Annotated in this window: 14 protein-coding genes and 3 riboswitches; of the genes, 8 read left to right on the top strand and 6 right to left on the bottom strand. The window is 69.7% G+C overall.

Annotation, left to right across the window (positions count from 1 at the left end; translation table 11 throughout):
• Window positions 1–34: 34 nt before the first annotated feature.
• Window positions 35–1,045, top strand: a complete 1,011-nt coding sequence (locus QZH52_RS07740; protein WP_301806298.1) for a fumarylacetoacetate hydrolase family protein — start codon at window positions 35–37, stop codon at window positions 1,043–1,045.
• Window positions 1,046–1,060: 15 nt separating this feature from the next.
• Here QZH52_RS07740 and QZH52_RS07735 read toward each other — a convergent pair whose 3' ends face one another.
• Window positions 1,061–1,831, bottom strand: coding sequence for a helix-turn-helix transcriptional regulator (locus QZH52_RS07735; RefSeq protein WP_301806296.1), 771 nt, complete (start codon window positions 1,829–1,831; stop codon window positions 1,061–1,063).
• Between the two features lie 74 nt (window positions 1,832–1,905).
• Between QZH52_RS07735 and QZH52_RS07730 the strand changes: the two genes are divergently transcribed.
• From QZH52_RS07730 to QZH52_RS07720, 3 genes are read left to right on the top strand one after another with little or no spacing between them, the layout of a single operon-like run.
• Window positions 1,906–3,651, top strand: coding sequence for an FAD-dependent monooxygenase (locus QZH52_RS07730; RefSeq protein ID WP_301806294.1), 1,746 nt, complete (start codon window positions 1,906–1,908; stop codon window positions 3,649–3,651).
• Window positions 3,648–3,857: a hypothetical protein gene (locus tag QZH52_RS07725; protein ID WP_301806292.1), complete on the top strand. Its 210-nt coding sequence runs from the start codon at window positions 3,648–3,650 to the stop codon at window positions 3,855–3,857. The genes QZH52_RS07730 and QZH52_RS07725 overlap by 4 nt, the downstream gene beginning before the upstream one ends.
• A gap of 50 nt (window positions 3,858–3,907) precedes the next feature.
• The gene (locus QZH52_RS07720; RefSeq protein WP_286521972.1) at window positions 3,908–4,885 is read left to right on the top strand and encodes a Bug family tripartite tricarboxylate transporter substrate binding protein; all 978 of its coding nucleotides are present in this window, start codon (window positions 3,908–3,910) and stop codon (window positions 4,883–4,885) included.
• 62 nt (window positions 4,886–4,947) lie between these two features.
• Here QZH52_RS07720 and QZH52_RS07715 read toward each other — a convergent pair whose 3' ends face one another.
• Both QZH52_RS07715 and QZH52_RS07710 read right to left on the bottom strand, forming a co-directional pair.
• Window positions 4,948–6,132, bottom strand: coding sequence for a toxin-antitoxin system YwqK family antitoxin (locus QZH52_RS07715; protein WP_366919275.1), 1,185 nt, complete (start codon window positions 6,130–6,132; stop codon window positions 4,948–4,950).
• The gene (locus QZH52_RS07710) at window positions 6,129–6,539 is read right to left on the bottom strand and encodes a VOC family protein (RefSeq protein ID WP_286521973.1); all 411 of its coding nucleotides are present in this window, start codon (window positions 6,537–6,539) and stop codon (window positions 6,129–6,131) included. The genes QZH52_RS07715 and QZH52_RS07710 overlap by 4 nt, the downstream gene beginning before the upstream one ends.
• A 136-nt stretch (window positions 6,540–6,675) precedes the next feature.
• Between QZH52_RS07710 and QZH52_RS07705 the strand changes: the two genes are divergently transcribed.
• Window positions 6,676–7,371 (top strand): PhaM family polyhydroxyalkanoate granule multifunctional regulatory protein, encoded by a 696-nt coding sequence (locus tag QZH52_RS07705; RefSeq protein ID WP_301806286.1) that lies wholly within the window; start codon window positions 6,676–6,678, stop codon window positions 7,369–7,371.
• A 10-nt stretch (window positions 7,372–7,381) separates the two neighbouring features.
• Window positions 7,382–8,650 (top strand): FIST signal transduction protein, encoded by a 1,269-nt coding sequence (locus QZH52_RS07700; RefSeq protein WP_286534360.1) that lies wholly within the window; start codon window positions 7,382–7,384, stop codon window positions 8,648–8,650.
• On the opposite strand, the gene QZH52_RS07695 is transcribed toward QZH52_RS07700, so the two are convergent.
• The 3 genes from QZH52_RS07695 to QZH52_RS07685 form a co-directional block, all read right to left on the bottom strand.
• Window positions 8,611–9,927, bottom strand: coding sequence for a D-amino acid dehydrogenase (locus QZH52_RS07695; protein WP_301806279.1), 1,317 nt, complete (start codon window positions 9,925–9,927; stop codon window positions 8,611–8,613). The genes QZH52_RS07700 and QZH52_RS07695 overlap by 40 nt on opposite strands.
• 88 nt (window positions 9,928–10,015) lie before the next feature.
• Window positions 10,016–10,124: riboswitch (glycine riboswitch) on the bottom strand.
• Between the two features lie 15 nt (window positions 10,125–10,139).
• Window positions 10,140–10,225: riboswitch (glycine riboswitch) on the bottom strand.
• 3 nt (window positions 10,226–10,228) lie between these two features.
• The gene (locus QZH52_RS07690; RefSeq protein WP_301806276.1) at window positions 10,229–11,458 is read right to left on the bottom strand and encodes an FAD-dependent oxidoreductase; all 1,230 of its coding nucleotides are present in this window, start codon (window positions 11,456–11,458) and stop codon (window positions 10,229–10,231) included.
• Window positions 11,459–11,537: 79 nt separating this feature from the next.
• A riboswitch (glycine riboswitch) is annotated at window positions 11,538–11,645 on the bottom strand.
• Window positions 11,646–11,783: 138 nt separating this feature from the next.
• Window positions 11,784–12,518 carry a helix-turn-helix domain-containing protein gene (locus QZH52_RS07685; protein ID WP_286506498.1) on the bottom strand — a complete coding sequence of 245 codons (735 nt, stop codon included), beginning with the start codon at window positions 12,516–12,518 and terminating at the stop codon, window positions 11,784–11,786.
• Window positions 12,519–12,643: 125 nt separating this feature from the next.
• Here QZH52_RS07685 and QZH52_RS07680 point away from each other — a divergent pair, with 125 nt between their 5' ends.
• Entirely contained in the window at window positions 12,644–13,513 is an 870-nt protein-coding gene (locus QZH52_RS07680) for a hypothetical protein (protein ID WP_301806273.1), read from the top strand.
• Between the two features lie 3 nt (window positions 13,514–13,516).
• A complete protein-coding gene (locus QZH52_RS07675) occupies window positions 13,517–15,463 on the top strand; it encodes an MFS transporter (protein WP_301806270.1) in 1,947 nt (648 codons plus the stop codon).
• Window positions 15,464–15,470: the final 7 nt, after the last annotated feature.

Raw genomic sequence — 15,470 nt, 5'->3', positions numbered from 1 at the left:
GTTGCGTGTGCCCTGCCGGCATCCGCCGCCACCCATGAAACTCGCCACCCTCAAAGACGGTTCGCGCGACGGCCAGCTGGTCGTCGTCTCGCGCGACCTGGCCAGCGCCCACTACGCCACCGGCATCGCCAGCCGCATGCAGCAGGTGCTCGACGACTGGGGCTTCATGAGCCCGCAGCTGCAGGATCTCTACGACGCGCTCAACGCCGGGCGGGCCCGCCACGCGTTCCCCTTCGATCCGGCGCAGTGCATGGCGCCGCTGCCGCGCGCCTACCAGTGGGCCGACGGTTCGGCCTACCTGAACCACGTCGAACTGGTGCGCAAGGCGCGCAACGCCGAGGTGCCCGCGAGCTTCTACAGCGACCCGCTGATGTCCCAGGGCGGCAGCGACGACTTCATCGGTCCCTGCGATCCGGTGGTGGTGGCCAGCGAGGCCTTCGGCATCGATTTCGAGGCCGAGATCGCGGTCGTCACCGGCGACGTCAGGATGGGCGCGACGGCGGCGCAGGCGCTGGACGGCATCCGGCTCGTGATGCTCGCCAACGACGTCAGCCTGCGCAACCTGATCCCGGCCGAACTGGCCAAGGGCTTCGGCTTCTTCCAGAGCAAGCCGGCCACCGCCTTCAGCCCGGTGGCCGTGACGCCGGGCGAGCTGGGCGAGGCCTGGCAGGGTGGCCGCGTGCACCTGCCGCTGCAAAGCACGTGGAACGGCCGCAAGGTCGGGATGTGCGATGCGGGCGAGGAGATGACCTTCCACTTCGGCGAGCTGATCGCGCACATCGCCAAGACCCGCAACGTGCGCGCCGGCAGCATCGTCGGCAGCGGCACCGTGAGCAACAAGGGCGTCGAGAAGAAGGGCCGCATGGAATGGCCCAAGGGCTACAGCTGCATCGCCGAGAAGCGCTGCATCGAGACCATCCAGGACGGCCAGCCCAGCACCGAGTTCATGAAGTACGGCGACACCATCCGGATCGAGATGAAGGATGCGGATGGGCAGTCGGTGTTCGGTGCGATCGACCAGGAAGTGGTGGCGGCAGCGGGCTAGCCACTGCCCCGGCGCTCAGGCGCTGCGCATCAGTTCCTTGAGGGTCCGCAGCCCGAGCCGACGGAACGCACGGTATTGGTGCGTGCGCACCGTCGTCAGCTCGATCCCGATCTCGCGCGCCGTCTCCTTGGCGGTCTTGCCGGCCAGCAGGTGGCCGATCACCTCGCGCTCGCGCAGGCTCAGCGCCAGCAGGCGCGAGGCCAGTGCCGGCTCCGCGGCCTCGCGGGCGGCGACGGCGCTGCGGCCGTGGGCGGCGGTGGCTTCGGCCAGCAGCGCGGCGTGGGCTTCGAGCAGCGCGAAATCCGCCGGCCCGAAATCGGGCTGGGCCAGGCTGCGGTAGAAGCTCACCGCGGCGCGCTGGCCGCTCGGCAGCAGCAACAGCACCGAGCTGCGCTCGCGGATGCCGACGTCGCTGTAGCAGGCGGCACGGTAGGCGGCATCTTCGACCTCCTCGGCCCGGTGGTGGCCGAGCCACAACTGCGGCCGCTTCGGCAGCTTGCGGCCCGCCAGCCAGGCCATGTGCGGGTCGAGCCGGTCGAAACGCTCGGCCACGTAGCGCTCGGCGGTGCGCTCCGCCGTGTTGCCGTAGCTGCTGGCGGCCGAGATCGTCTCGATGCGGCCGTTGGCGCCGGCCGCGAAGACCGTGCAGAAGGTCACCGGCAGCACCCGGTGCATCGCCGCTAGGTAGCTGGCGGCCAGGTGGGCGGTGCCGATGCCGGCCAGCACGCTGCCGACCACCGGGCCCGCCAGGGCTTGGTCGTGGGCACGGACGGGCCAGCGTTTCATTGCATTCCTAGGGTAATCACTTCGTACGAAGTTATGACAAAGGGCGAGCCGCCGCATCCGGACAATCCCCTTCCATGAACACCGCTGCCGCGACCCCTCCCGCCGCCCGCGCCGGCGACGCCGCCACCGGCCCGATCCCGCCGGCCGGCGTCGAACTGCCGCCCTCGGTCGGCGCCTTCCACTACACGCGCTTCGCGCCTTCGCTGCCGCCGCTGGTGGGGGGCGTCGAAGCCGGCCTGCATCCGGTGGTGATCGCCGGCGGCGGCCCGGTCGGCATGGCGCTCGCGCTCGGGCTCGCGAACCATGGGGTGCGCAGCGTGGTGCTCGAAGCCGACGACACGGTCTGCGTCGGCAGCCGCGCGGCCTGCATCTCGCGCCGAAGCCTCGAGATCATCGAGCGCCTCGGCGCGCTGCCGGCCTTCCTGGCGAAGGGCCTGCCCTGGACCGGCGGACGCAGCTTCTACAAGACCGAAGAGGTGTTCCGCTTCGAGATGCCGCATGACGAGCGCCAGAAGCTGCCGCCGATGATCAATCTCGAGCAGTACTACATCGAACAGTACCTGCTGGACGAGATCGAGCGCCGCAACGCCGCGGCGCCGGGCCTGGTCGACATCCGGTGGGGCAGCACGCTGGCCGGGATCGAGGAGGAGGCCGATGGACTGCGGCTGTCGGTGCGCAATGCGCTCGGCGACCATGCGCTGCGCAGCCGATGGCTGGCGGCCTGCGACGGCGGCCAGAGCTTCGTGCGCAAGTCGCTCGGCCTCGAGCTGGTCGGCACCGGCTACGAAGGCCGCTACGTGATCATCGACATCGAGCTGCACAGCGGCCATCCGACCGAACGCCGCGCCTGGTTCGACCCGCCGTGGAACCCTGGCTCGACGGTGCTGATGCACAAGCAGCCCGACGACATCTGGCGCATCGACTATCAGCTGCGCGCCGGCCAGAGCACCGAGGAGGCCCTGCAGCCCGCGGCGGTGCAGGAATTCGTGCAGCGGCATCTCGATGCGATCGGCGAAGGCCACCTGCCCTGGCACACGGTATGGACCTCGGTCTACCGCGCCGGCGCGATGACGCTCGAGCGCTACCGGCACGGGCGCGTGCTGTTCGCCGGCAACGCGGCCCATGCGATGCCGATCTTCGGCGTGCGCGGACTCAACTCGGGCTTCGACGACGCCGACAACCTGGCCTGGAAGCTGGCGCTGGTGGCGCGCGGCGTGTCCGATGCGTCGCTGCTCGACAGCTATTCGCAGGAGCGCATCGCGGCCTTCCACATCAATGCCGAGAACGCGATGCGCAGCACCGAGTTCATGTCGCCGCCCTCGCGCGGCTTCGACCTGCTGCGCGAGGCGGCGCTGTCGCTGGCGGGCGCGCACCGCGGCATCGCCAACCTGATCAATCCGCGCCAGACCCAGGCCGTGGGCTATGAGGGCTCGATGCTGTCGAGCCCGGGCGACGAACTGGCGCAGGGGCCGCGGCCCGGCGAGGCCCTGCCCGAGCAGGCGCTAGCCGACGGCTCGCACCTCACCGACCGGGTCGGCGCGGCCTTCACCGTGCTGCTGCTGAACCTGACGCAGGCCGACGACGCCCTGCGTGCCGAGGTGGCGCAGGCGCAGGCCGGCCCGTTGTCCGTGGCGCTGTGCGCGCTGTCGCCGCGGGACGCCGACCCGCAGGTGTTCGAAGCGCTTGGTGCGCGACAAGGGGCCGTCTATCTGCTGCGCCCCGACGGCCACGTGGCGGCGCGCTGGCGCTGGCCGCCCCCCGGCGCGCTGCGCCAGGCCCTGGCGCGGGCGGCCGCGCTGATCCCCAAGGAGTCCGCATGACTATTACCGCCCTGCCACCCGAGGCGCGCGATCGCGTCTACGCCGAATGCGCACGCGCCATCAGCGAGGCCGGCCCCGAGCGGGAATCGCTGTTCCTCGCCCGGCTCGCGCTGCTGCTGTTCGAGCAGGTCGGTGACGAGGCGCGCTGCCGCGAGGCGCTCGCGCAAGCGATCGACGGGCTGCCGACGCCGTCGCTCTCCGCCTGAGCCCTCGGCGGAGCCCTTACATTTGAAGACACAAACCAGGAGACCTTTCGATGGATCGCAGAACCCTGCTCACCACCCTCGCTGCCACCGCGGCCGCTGCCGCGGCACCGTGGGCGCGCGCCCAGGGCGCTTTTCCCGACCAGTTGATCAAGTGGGTCGTGCCGTACCCGGCCGGCGGCGGCACCGACGTGATCGCGCGCACCCTGTCCGAGGCGATGCGGCAGACGCTGGGCCAGCAGATCGTGATCGACAATCGCCCCGGCGCCTCGACCAACATCGGCGCCGAACTGGTCGCCAAGGCCAAGCCCGACGGCTACACGATCATGTCGGCCGACAACGCGCTGCTGGCCTTCAACGAGCACCTGTTCAGCAAGCTGCCCTTCAATCCCGAGAAGGACTTCAGCTACATCGGCGCGATCGGCAAGTTCCCGCTGGCGCTGGTCGTGCATCCGGACTTTCCGGCGCAGGACTTCAAGGCCTTCCTGGCCTACGTGAAGGCCAATCCGGGCAAGGTCAACTACGCCTCGCCGGGCAACGGCTCTCCGCACCACCTGGCGATGGAGATGTTCAAGGTCCGCACCGGCACCTTCATCACCCACATTCCTTACCGCGGCGCCGCACCGGCGATGGCCGACGTGATGGGCGGCCAGGTGCCGGCGATGTTCCTCGACTTGGCCTCGGGCCTGTCGATCATGCAGGGCAAGAAGGTGCGCGTGCTGGCGATCGGATCGGGCAGCCGCTCGAAGCTGCTGCCGGACGTGCCGACGCTGGCCGAAGTCGGCGTCGCGAATTCCGAGGTGTTCGCCTTCCAGGGCATCGTCGGCCCGGCCGGGATTCCGGCGCCGATCGTCGCGCGGCTGAATGGCGATCTCAACCGTGCCTTCACGACGCCGGCGGTGCAGAAGCGCTTCAGCGACTTCGGCATGGAGGCGATGCCGGGCTCGCCGGCTCAGTTCGCGGCGCTGTCGCGGGCGGAGTCGCAGCGGTGGGGGCCGATCATCAAGGCGGCGGGGATCAAGTTGGATTGACCTAGTCAGTTGAGGACAGAGCAAAAACTGCTGCGCAGTTTCTTGGTCTGTCCCGCAAGGTCTCAGGGCTTCACTCTCCGCGACCCATCCTCGAACACTTCGTCGTCCCGCTCCAGCTTGCCGTTGGCGTCCCAGCTGCGTTCGCGGGTGACGCGGCCCTTGTCGTCGTAGACCGATTCGGCGATGAGCAGGCCGCTGTCGCTGAATCGCTGGTGGGTGCCGGTCGGCAGCTGGCGCAGGCGGTCGTTGGCCAGGTAGCGGCCGATCGCGGCGCGCTGGCCGTTGTCGTGGTATTCGGTGACCTCGATCAGGCGCGGGTTGCCGTCCACGCCATAGACCGACTTGCTGCGCGGCTGGCCGTTCTGGTAGAAGCTCTCGTCGCTCAGCGGCGATCCCGTGCTGTTCCAGCGCTGCTCGCGCACCAGCGTCCCCCGCTCGGAGTACTCCTGCTCGCGCTGCCTGACCGCGCCGCGCTCGCCCAGCAGCGAGACCGCCTCGCGGCGCTTGACGCCTTCGGACGAAAAGCGCCGTTCGATGCGCTGGTTGCCCATCATCTCGTCCTGGGCCGCGGGCTTGCCGTTGTCGTAGAGCTCTTCGCTGCGCACCCGCTTGCCGGCCACGTAGGACAGCCGCGAGCGCAGGACGCCCCTGGCATCGAACAGCTCGACCCGCGAGGCGCCGCCGACGAAGCCGCACAGCTGCGCGTCGTCGGCCGCGGGGGCCAGCACCGGCTTGTCGCCGCAGCGCAGCGCCGAGAGCTGGCCGCGTTCGGTGAACTCGACCGAGGCGCGCTCGCCCGCCGCATCGGCGAAGAAGGTGACGCGGCGCAGCGACCCGTCCGGGTAGAAGATGCGCACCAGGCCCATTTCGTGGCCGTCCTCGTAGGTGGCGTCGCGCAATACCTGACCGGAGGGCGAGAACTCGCGCGCCCGGCCTTCGATGTTGCCGCGGGCGTTCAGGCCGTGCTCCTTTGCGAGCTTGCCGTCCTCGTAGAAGCGCACCAGGCCCATGAAGGTGCCGCTCTGGACCTGCTGCTCGCGGACCAGCTGGCCGCTGTCGCGGTCCTTGCAACGCATCACGCCGGTCTTGCCGGCAGTGGTTGCCGCGTTGGCCGGGTTCACGGCCTGGCCGTTGAGTTCGCAGTCCTGCACCGCGTGGGCGGCCGTGGCGGCGAACAGCAACGCAGCCGCCGCCCCGCCGATGCGCAGGCGCATCGGCGGGGCGGCTGGCGCGGCCCGCACAGTCATGCGTCGTAGACGGTGTCCAGCGACCGGAAGCCCTTGGCTTCGATCGGATTGCCGAAGGGGTCGCAGAAGAACATGGTCCATTGCTCGCCCGGCAGGCCCTCGAAGCGCACCTGCGGCTTGAGCACGAAGTCCATGCCCGACGCCTCGAGCCGCTTCGCCAGTTCCTGCCAGGCCGGCAGCTCGAGCACGATGCCGAAATGCGGCATCGGCACCATCACCTCGCCCACGCGGCCGGTGCGCGCGGTGGCGAAGGGCTCGCCGAGATGCAGCGAGATCTGGTGGCCGAAGAAATCGAAGTCGACCCAGGTGTCGGTGCTGCGGCCTTCTGCGCAGCCCAGCACGCCGCCGTAGAAGCGGCGCGCCTGGTCGAGATCGCGGACATGGAAGGCGAGATGGAAGATGGACATGTGTCTTTCTGTGTCTGTTTGGGCATTGTCCACAAGCCGGGCCCTCATGGCGAGTGCCGGATGCAGCCGGGCACCCCAAAAGCCCTGACGCTTGGAGTAAGCTGCCCGGACAATAAACACAGACCCGGAGCACGCCATGAGCGACGCCAGCAAGCCCTTCGCCTTCAGTCAGTTCGTTCCGGGCTTCGACTTCCTCAAGAATTTGACGGGCGGCGCCAGCGCCTCGCCCGGCGCCGTGCCCGGCCTGCCGAGCCTGTCGAGCTGGGTGGCGCCGACGCTGAGCGTCGAAGAGGTCGACAAGCGCATCCAGGAGCTCAAGACCGTGCAGTATTGGCTCGAGCAGAACGGCCACGCGCTGAAGGCGACCATCCAGGCGCTCGAGGTGCAGAAGATGACGCTCTCGACCTTGCGCGGCATGAACGTCCGCATGGAAGACCTCGCCAACGCCTTCACCCGGCCGGCCGCGGCCGAACCCGAACCCGAACCCGAACCCGAACCCGAAGCGCAGCCGGAGGCCGAAGAGCCCCCGGCGCCGAAGCGCGCCAAGGCCGCCGCCGCCCAAGACTCGGCTGGCGTCGTCGATCCGGTCCAGTGGTGGGGTGCGTTGACCCAGCAGTTCCAGCAGATCGCCAGTTCGGCGCTGCAGGAAGCCTCCCAGCTCAAGATGCCGGTGATGCCGCAGCCGCTGGGCGATCACGCGGGCTCTGGCGCAGCGTCCGCAACGGCCCGGGCCGCCGAGAGGCCGGCCGCCGCCAAGAAGGTGCCGGCCACGCGCCGCGGCGCCAGCGCGTCCGCCAAGCGACCTGCGCCGGCGCGCAAGCGCGCGGGCTGAAAGGCCAGCCATGAAGCTGTTTCCGAGCGGGCACGCCACCCATCCGCAATGGCGCATGGCGGCCGGCCTGGTGCTGGCGCAGCTGCGGGCGCAGATGGCGCTGCCGGACTACGCCCGCGCGCCGTCGCTGGGCCTGCTCTACATCACCGACCACTACGGGGAAGATGCCCAGGAGATCCTCGATCACCTGGGCGCCGAGCTGCCCGAGATCACCGACTGGACCGGCACCGTGGGCGTCGGCGTGGCCGCCAACAACGCCGAGTACTTCGACGAGCCGGCGCTCAGCGTGATGCTGTGCGAGCTGCCGAGCGACCAGTACCGGGTGTTTTCCGGCGTGGCGCCGCTGGCCAGCTCCGAAATGAGCGGCTTCGCGGCCCACACGGCACTGGTCCATGCCGACCCGCGGACGCCCGAACTCGGCGAACTGATCGCCGAGATGGCGGACCGCACCGACACCGGTTATTTGTTCGGCGGCCTGTCCTCCGGGCGGGTCGGCTCGCTGCAGTTCGCGATCGGCGGCAATGGCAACATCCGCGGCCATGGCGCGGTCGGCGGCGTGTTCTCGGGCGGCCTGTCGGGCGTCGTGTTCGGCGAGGGCGTACGGCTGGTCTCGCGCGTGACCCAGGGCTGCCAGCCGGTCTCGCGCGAACGCGAGATCACCGAGGCCGACGGCAACCTGCTGCTGGCGCTCGATGGCCAGCCCGCGCTCGACGTGCTGCTGGCCGACCTGCGGGTCTCGCTCGATGCCCCCGAGCAGGCGATCGACGCGGTCCGCGCGACCCTGGTCGGACTGGTCGAGGCCGGCAGCGACGGCGTCCGGCGCACCGGCGATCTCGGCGCCGACGTCCGGGTGCGCCACATCATCGGCCTCGACCCGACGCGTCGCGGCGTGGCGATCGCCGACAACGCCGAGGCCGGGATGCGCCTGAGCTTCTGCCGCCGCAACGCGCAGGCCGCGCGGGCCGACCTGATGCGCGTCTGCGCGGAGATCCGCGAGGAGCTGGAGCCGCAGGAGCAGACGCTCGCCACCGCGCGCGAAGTCGCGGCCGGCGAGGCCGAAGCCGCGCCGCATCCGGCGCGCCGCATCGCGGGCGCCATCTACGTCAGCTGTTCGGGCCGCGGCGGCCCGCATTTCGGCGCGCCCGGTGCCGAGCTGCAGATCGTGCGCCATGCCCTCGGCGACGTCCCGCTGGTCGGCTTTTTCGCCGCCGGCGAGATCGCCCGCAATCACCTCTACGGCTACACCGGCGTGCTGACCGTCTTCACCGCGGGGGATTGAGCCGCGGCGCGGAGCCCGGTGAACGCGAAATCGACTTCCGGCTTCAGCCCGCTCACGATCCGCGCGATCGACTTGCCCGAGCCGCAGGCGTGGGTCCAGCCCAGCGTGCCGTGGCCGGTGTTCAGGAACAGGTTCGGCAGCCGGGTGGCGCCGATCAGCGGCACGTTGCTCGGCGTCGCCGGGCGCAGTCCGGTCCAGAACTGTGCTTCGGATGCCTCGCCGGCGCCGGGGAACAATTGCTCGACGCGCCGCACGATGGCCTCGCAGCGCACCCGGTTCAGGTCGCGGTCGTAGCCGTTGAGCTCGGCGGTGCCGGCGATCCGCAGCCGGTCGCCGCTGGCCGAGGTGTAGCGCGAGAACACCAGCTTGAACTCGTCGTCGGTCAGCGAGACTTGGTGCGCCCTGGACGCATCCTTGACCGGCATCGTGACCGAATAGCCCTTGGCCGGATAGATCGGCAGCCGGATGCCCAGCGGCGCCGCATAGAGCGGGCTCAGCGAGCCCATCGCCAGCACGAAGGCATCGCCGCGGATGCGCTGGAAGCGGCCTTCGCTGTCGGTCGCCTCGACATGGTCGATGGCGCCGCCGGCCTCGCGCAGTGCGGTCACCGTGTGGCTCATGAGAAAGCGCACGCCGGCCGTCTCGGCCAGCTTGACCAGCTCGCGCGCGAAGCGGTTGGCGTCGCCTGATTCGTCTTCCGCCGTGTAGGTCGCACCGGCCAGCTGCGGGCGGATGTGGGCCAGCGCGGGCTCGAGCTTCACCGCCTCGTCGGCCGAAATCACGCGCCGGTCGCAGCCGAGCGCGCGCATCTGCTCGGCTGGCGCCAGCGCGGCGTCGAACTCCTTTTGCGTCGTGTAGAAGTGCAGGATGCCCTGGGTGCGCTGGTCGTAGGCCAGGCCGGTGTCGCGCCGCAGCTGCTGCAGCGTGTCGCGGCTGTACGTACCCAGGCGCACGATCTGCTCGATGTTGTGGCGCGTGCGTGCCGGCGTGCATTCGCGCAGGAACTGCAGGCCCCAGAGCCACTGGCGCATGTCGGCGCGGATGCGGAACAGCAGGGGGGCGTCTTCCTTGCCCAGCCATTGCAGCACCTTGAGCGGCGCGCCCGGATTGGCCCAGGGCTCGGCATGGCTGACCGAAATCTGGCCGCCGTTGGCGAAGCTGGTTTCCGCCGCCGGCGTGGCCTGGCGGTCGATGACGGTCACTTCGTGGCCGAGTTGCTGGAGGTAGTAGGCCGAGGTCACGCCGAGCAGGCCGGCGCCAAGAACGATCACGCGCATATCGAGAACCCTTGAAGGTTGCAGCGCTCGGACGCGACGGTTCGGATTGCCGACGGGAACGAAGGCAACCGGACCGGAAGTCCGAGTTGCCGCTCCCCCTGTCCTCGGTACCTGAGAGATTCACCCGCTGCGCCCGCAGCGGGTTTGCTCCTTCGGTGCATCACGCGCGGGCGCGATGGCTCTCCAGACGGCTTTGACAGTTGGTGCAGTACAGGCCCATCACGTGGGCCGACCTGAGCGTTTATGGGAGTTTGCGCCTTCGGTGGGGCCCGTGGGCCCGCTCTCCTGCAGTGGGCGGATTCTAAGGGCGCCGGAACGCGAAGTCGAGTTCGGGCCGCAGGCCGCTGACGATGCGCGCGATCGACTTGCCGGCGCCGCAGGCGTGGATCCAGGTGCGGGTGCCGGGCGCGGTGTTCAGGAACAGGTTGGGCAGCCGGGTCTTGCCGATCATCGGCAGCCGGTTGGTGCTGACCGCGTGCATCGCAGTGTCGAAGCTGGCCCGGCTCGCGTCCGCCACGCCGGGCAGCAGCATCTCGGTGCGGCGCACGATCGCCTGGAAGCGGTCGGAGTCGGGTTCGGCCTCCTCGTCGAGTCCGGCCGCCACGATCGCGTGGACCCGCAGCTGGTCGCCGGCCGGGGTTTCGATCCGCACGATGCGCAGCTTGCCCTGGCGGTCGCGCAACGCGATGCGCGGCGCCATGGCGGGATCCAGGATCGGCATCGTGACGATGTATTCGCGCACGAAGCGCAGCGGCATGTCGATGCCGAGCTCTTCCGCGTGCGGCACGCTGGCCGCACCCAGCGCCAGCACATAGGCCTGGCCGCGCAAGGTGATGGTCCGGCCGGCGCCATCGAGCAACTCGACATGGTCGATGCGACCGTCCTGCTCCTTGAGCGCGACCACCGTGTGGCGGGTCATGAAGCGCACCCCGGCGGCGCGGCACAGGAAGACCAGGCCGGCGGCGAACTGGGCCGGGTCGCGCGCCGGATCCTCTTGCGCGTAGGTGGCCCCGACCAGCTTGCTGCGCATGGCCGCCAGCACCGGTTCCAGGCCGATGGCCTCGTCGACCGACAGCAGCCGCTCCTCGCAGCCCAGCCCCGACCAGTGGGTGGCGTTCGCCATCCGGGTCCGAAAGGCCTCGGGGTCGGTGAACAGGTTCATGAGGCCGGCCGTGCGCGCGCCGTGCGGCACGCCGGCTTCGTCGCCCAGGGCGCGCGCGCTCTTGCGGCTGTAGGCGGCCAGACGCACCAGGTGATCGAGCGGATCGCGCTTCGGCGGCGTGCCGACGGCGCGATCGATCAGCCGGGCGAAGCCGCGGCGGATGCCGCTGCGCAGCTTCGAGAATTTCTTGCCGCGCCGCTTCGGCGGCGCGGTCGCAGTCGCTGCGCCGGGACGGGCGGCAGCGACGCCGCGCGCCTTGGCCGCTGGTGTTGCGTGCCGATCCACCACGATCACTTCGTGGCCCAGCTGTTGCAGGTAATAGGCCGAAGTCACGCCGAGCAAGCCGGCGCCAAGTACAACCACGCGCATGTCCGAATCCTTGTGGGAGGGCATGAACGGCGGGCGTTAGCGCTTACTGTGGCAAGCGGCAAGACCCGGGGTTCAGAATGCCGCTCCCCCTGTCTCTGTTACCTGAGAGTTTCACCGCGCTGCGACCGGCAACGGGTTTGCTCCTTCGGTGCACCACGTGGCGTGGTGACTCTCCAGTCGGCGATTGATCACGAATAAGGCAGTGTCTGAACCGCTGCGGGGGCGGTTCACCTGAGCGTTCATGGGAGATTGCGCCATCGGTGGGACGGATGCGTCCGCTTTTCTGCTGGGCGAATCTTACAGAAGAAACCGGTTTCGTGTGTTTTCAGGCCCGGCGCAGGCGGGTGAACAGTTCGAACTCCCAGTTGCGCATGCCCAGCAGCAGCGTGTAGCCCTCGCGCTCCTTGGGCGACAGCTTCTGGTCGGTCTGGTGCTGCTGGGCGAAGTCCTGCGCCACCCGCTGGAGCCGGTCGAGGAAGGCCGGCGCCAGCGACTTGCTGATCGATCCGTGCACCAGCAGCAGCCCTTCGGCCGGGCCGTCGAAGCCGCCGCGGTAGTAGTCGAGCACCACGTTCTCGCGGAAGAAGTCCATCACCGGCCCGTGCGGCCGCCAGCGAAAGGTCTTGGCGAGCTTGAGCCGGTAGCGGTTCAGCGGCCGCAGCTCGATGATGCCGATGCGGTCCAGCTGGGCCAGGTGGCCGATGCACTCGGCCTCGGTGATCCGGTAGGCGCCGACGATCTGCTCCAGCGTCCACTGGCTCAGCACGCAGATCGCCAGCAGCAGCAGCTTCTTGTCCTTGACCACCGCCTTTTCCTGCTCGAGCGTGAGTTCCTTGAGCAGCGGCTGGGCGTCGGCCACCCGGCGTGCCAGTTCGGCGAAGTCGATCTTCAGGGCCCGGCAGATGGCGTCGACCCGGGTCAGCGGCATGTCGCCCTTGGCCAGCATCCGCTTGACGCTGGACTCGGCCATGTCCAGCGACTTGGCCAGGTCGGCATAGGTCATGTGGGCGGACTTGAGCTCGTTCTTGAGGGCATTGACCAGGTCGACAGTGGTACTCATGGGCGGAGGAAGTATTGCGGATTGATACCCGAAGTGGTGAAAAAGTGCTCCGTATCGATTCTCGATGCCGGCCGGTGGGTTGACAACCTAGATTCAGCTCCCACGCGCACCCATCGGAGCCTGTCATGTCCCTGCCGTCCCTGCCGTCGCTCACCCGTCGTGAACATTCCCTGCTCGCGCTGGCCATGCTGCTGGTCAGCGCCGCGGTGCTCGGGCCCTCGGTCGCGGCCCCGGCGCTGGGCGGCGCGCCCTTCGCCGATGGCCAGTCCTGGCGCACGCTGCCGAACGCCATGGACGTGCTGAGCAACCTGCCTTTCGCGGTGCTGGGCATCTGGGGCCTGCGCTGGCTGCATTGGCTGGACCGTGCCCACGAGCGGCTGCAGGACGCCGCGCCGCTGCCCCAGGCGCTCGCGCTGCCGCCCTTCAATGCGCTGGACTGCGCCTGGATGTTCTTCGCCGGCCTGATCCTGACCGCGCTCGGCTCGGCCTTCTATCACCTGCAGCCCGACGACCTGCGGCTGGCCGCGGACCGCGCCGGCATGGCGGTGGCCTTTTCGGGCCTGGTCGGCTTCTCGGTCTGCGAACGGGTCAGCGCCCGCGCCGGCTGGCCGGCCGCCTGGTTCACGCTCGCGGGCGGGCTGCTGGCGGCGGCGGTCTGCCAAAAGTACGGCAACGTCTTGCCTTGGGCCGTGGTGCAGTTCGGCGGCATGGCACTGGTGCTGGCGCTGGCGCTGTGTCGGCCGGTAGCGGGGGCGATCGGCCTCAAGCTCGGCTGGGTGGTGTTCTTCTATGCCCTGGCCAAGCTGTTCGAGCTCGCGGACCACGCCATCTTCGAGGCCACCCGGCACCTGGTGTCGGGCCACAGCCTGAAGCACCTGACGGCGGCCCTGGCGGCGCTGCCGGTGCTGCACGCCCTGCAGGTGATGGGGCGGCGGACGCTGCGGCACAATTCGCACGCCGCTTCCCTGCGAACGCGCTCCGCCGCCTCCACCTGAAACATGACGCCCACCACCGAAGCTGCCTCCACCCGCCTGCCCGAAGGCCACGCCAACCAGTTCGCGCTGTTGCGGCAGCGGCGCTTCGCGCCCTTTTTCTGGACCCAGTTCGCCGGTGCCGCCAACGACAACCTGTTCAAGTTCGCCTTCACGGTGATGGTGACCTACCAGCTGCAGCTGGCCTGGATGCCCCCGGCGATGGCCGGGCTGGCGATCGGGGCGCTGTTCATCCTGCCTTTCCTGCTGTTTTCCGCCACCGCGGGACAGCTCACCGACAAGCACGACAAGACGAAGATGATCCGCTTCGTCAAGAACCTCGAGATCGCGATCATGGCGATCGCGGCCTGGGGCTTCCTGCGGGCCGACGCCGGGGTGCTGCTCGCCTGCGTCTTCCTGATGGGGCTGCACTCGACCCTGTTCGGCCCGGTCAAGTTCGCCTACCTGCCGCAGGTGCTGGCGCCGCGCGAATTGACCGGCGGCAACGGCATGGTCGAGATGGGCACCTTCGTCGCCATCCTGCTCGGCCAGGTGGCCGGCGGGCTGCTGGTGGCCCTGCCGCAGGTCGGCCATGCGACGGTGGCCGTGGCCTGCCTGCTGCTGGCGCTGGCCGGCCGCGCGGTGGCGCAGGCGATCCCGCCGGCGCCGGCCACCGACCCGGGCCTGAAGATCAACTGGAACCCGGTCAGCGAGACCTGGCGCAACCTGAAGCTGGCGCATGGCAACGTGGTGGTGTTCCGCTCGCTGCTGGGCATCTCGTGGATGTGGTTCTTCGGCGCGGTCTTCCTGGCCCAGTTCCCGAGCTTCGCCAAGGAGGTGCTGCACGGCGACGAGCAGGTGGCCTCGCTGCTGCTGGTGGTGTTCTCGGTCGGCATCGGCGCCGGCTCGCTGCTGTGCGAGACGCTCAGCCGCCGCCAGGTCGAGATCGGCCTGGTGCCGCTCGGCGCGATCGGCATGAGTGTGTTCGCGATCGACCTGTATTTCGCCTCGCGGGGGCTGCCGGCCGCCGCGCAGATGGGGCTGGGCACCTTCACGGCCCAGCCGGCGCACTGGCGCGTGATGGCCGACCTGGGCCTGCTGTCGCTGTTCGCCGGGCTCTACAGCGTGCCGATGTATGCGCTGATCCAGATGCGCAGCCAGCCCACCCACCGGGCCCGCATCATCGCGGCGAACAACATCCTGAACGCGCTCTTCATGATCGCCAGCTCGGTCATCGCCGGGGCGCTGCTCAAGGCCGGCTTCACGATCCCGCAGATCTTCCTGTTCACCGGCATCGCCAACGCCGTGGTCGCCTTCTACATCTTCATGCTGGTTCCCGAGTACCTGCTGCGTTTCGTGGCCTGGGTGCTGTCGCGCTTCGTCTACCGCTTCGACATCCAGGGCCAGGAGCACATTCCGGAGGAGGGCGCCGCGGTGCTGGTCTGCAACCACGTCAGCTTCATCGATGCGGTGCTGCTCATGGCCGCCAGCCCGCGCCCGATCCGCTTCATCATGGACCACCGGATCTTCCGCGTGCCGGTGCTCGGCTGGCTGTTCCGGCTCGCCAAGGCGATCCCGATCGCGCCCCAGAAGGAAGACCCGGCGGCCTACGAGCAGGCTTTCGCCGACGCCGTGCAGGTGCTGCGCGAGGGCGACCTGCTGGCGATCTTTCCCGAGGGTGCGATCACGCGCGACGGCAGCCTGCAGCCCTTCAAGGGTGGCGTGATGAAGATCATCGAGGCGGCGCGCGCCGAAGGCATGGAGACGCCGGTGGTGCCGATGGCGCTGACCAATCTCTGGGGCTCCTACTTCAGCCGGATCGAGCAGCGCGACGGCCAGCAGGTGGCGATGGTGCGGCCGTTCCGGCGCGGCCTCTTCAGCCGCGTCGGGCTCCGCGTCGGCAGCGCGATGCCCCGCGCCGAGGTGCAGCCCGAATCCCTTCAGCGGCGCGTCAGCGTGCTTCTCGGCACCTGACGCCCCG

Origin of the sequence: Variovorax ginsengisoli (assembly GCF_030486595.1) — a bacterium.
GTDB lineage: Bacteria > Pseudomonadota > Gammaproteobacteria > Burkholderiales > Burkholderiaceae_C > Variovorax > Variovorax ginsengisoli_B.
Note: the sequence above shows the minus strand (reverse complement) of the source record. Positions and strands in the feature narration are given on the sequence as shown.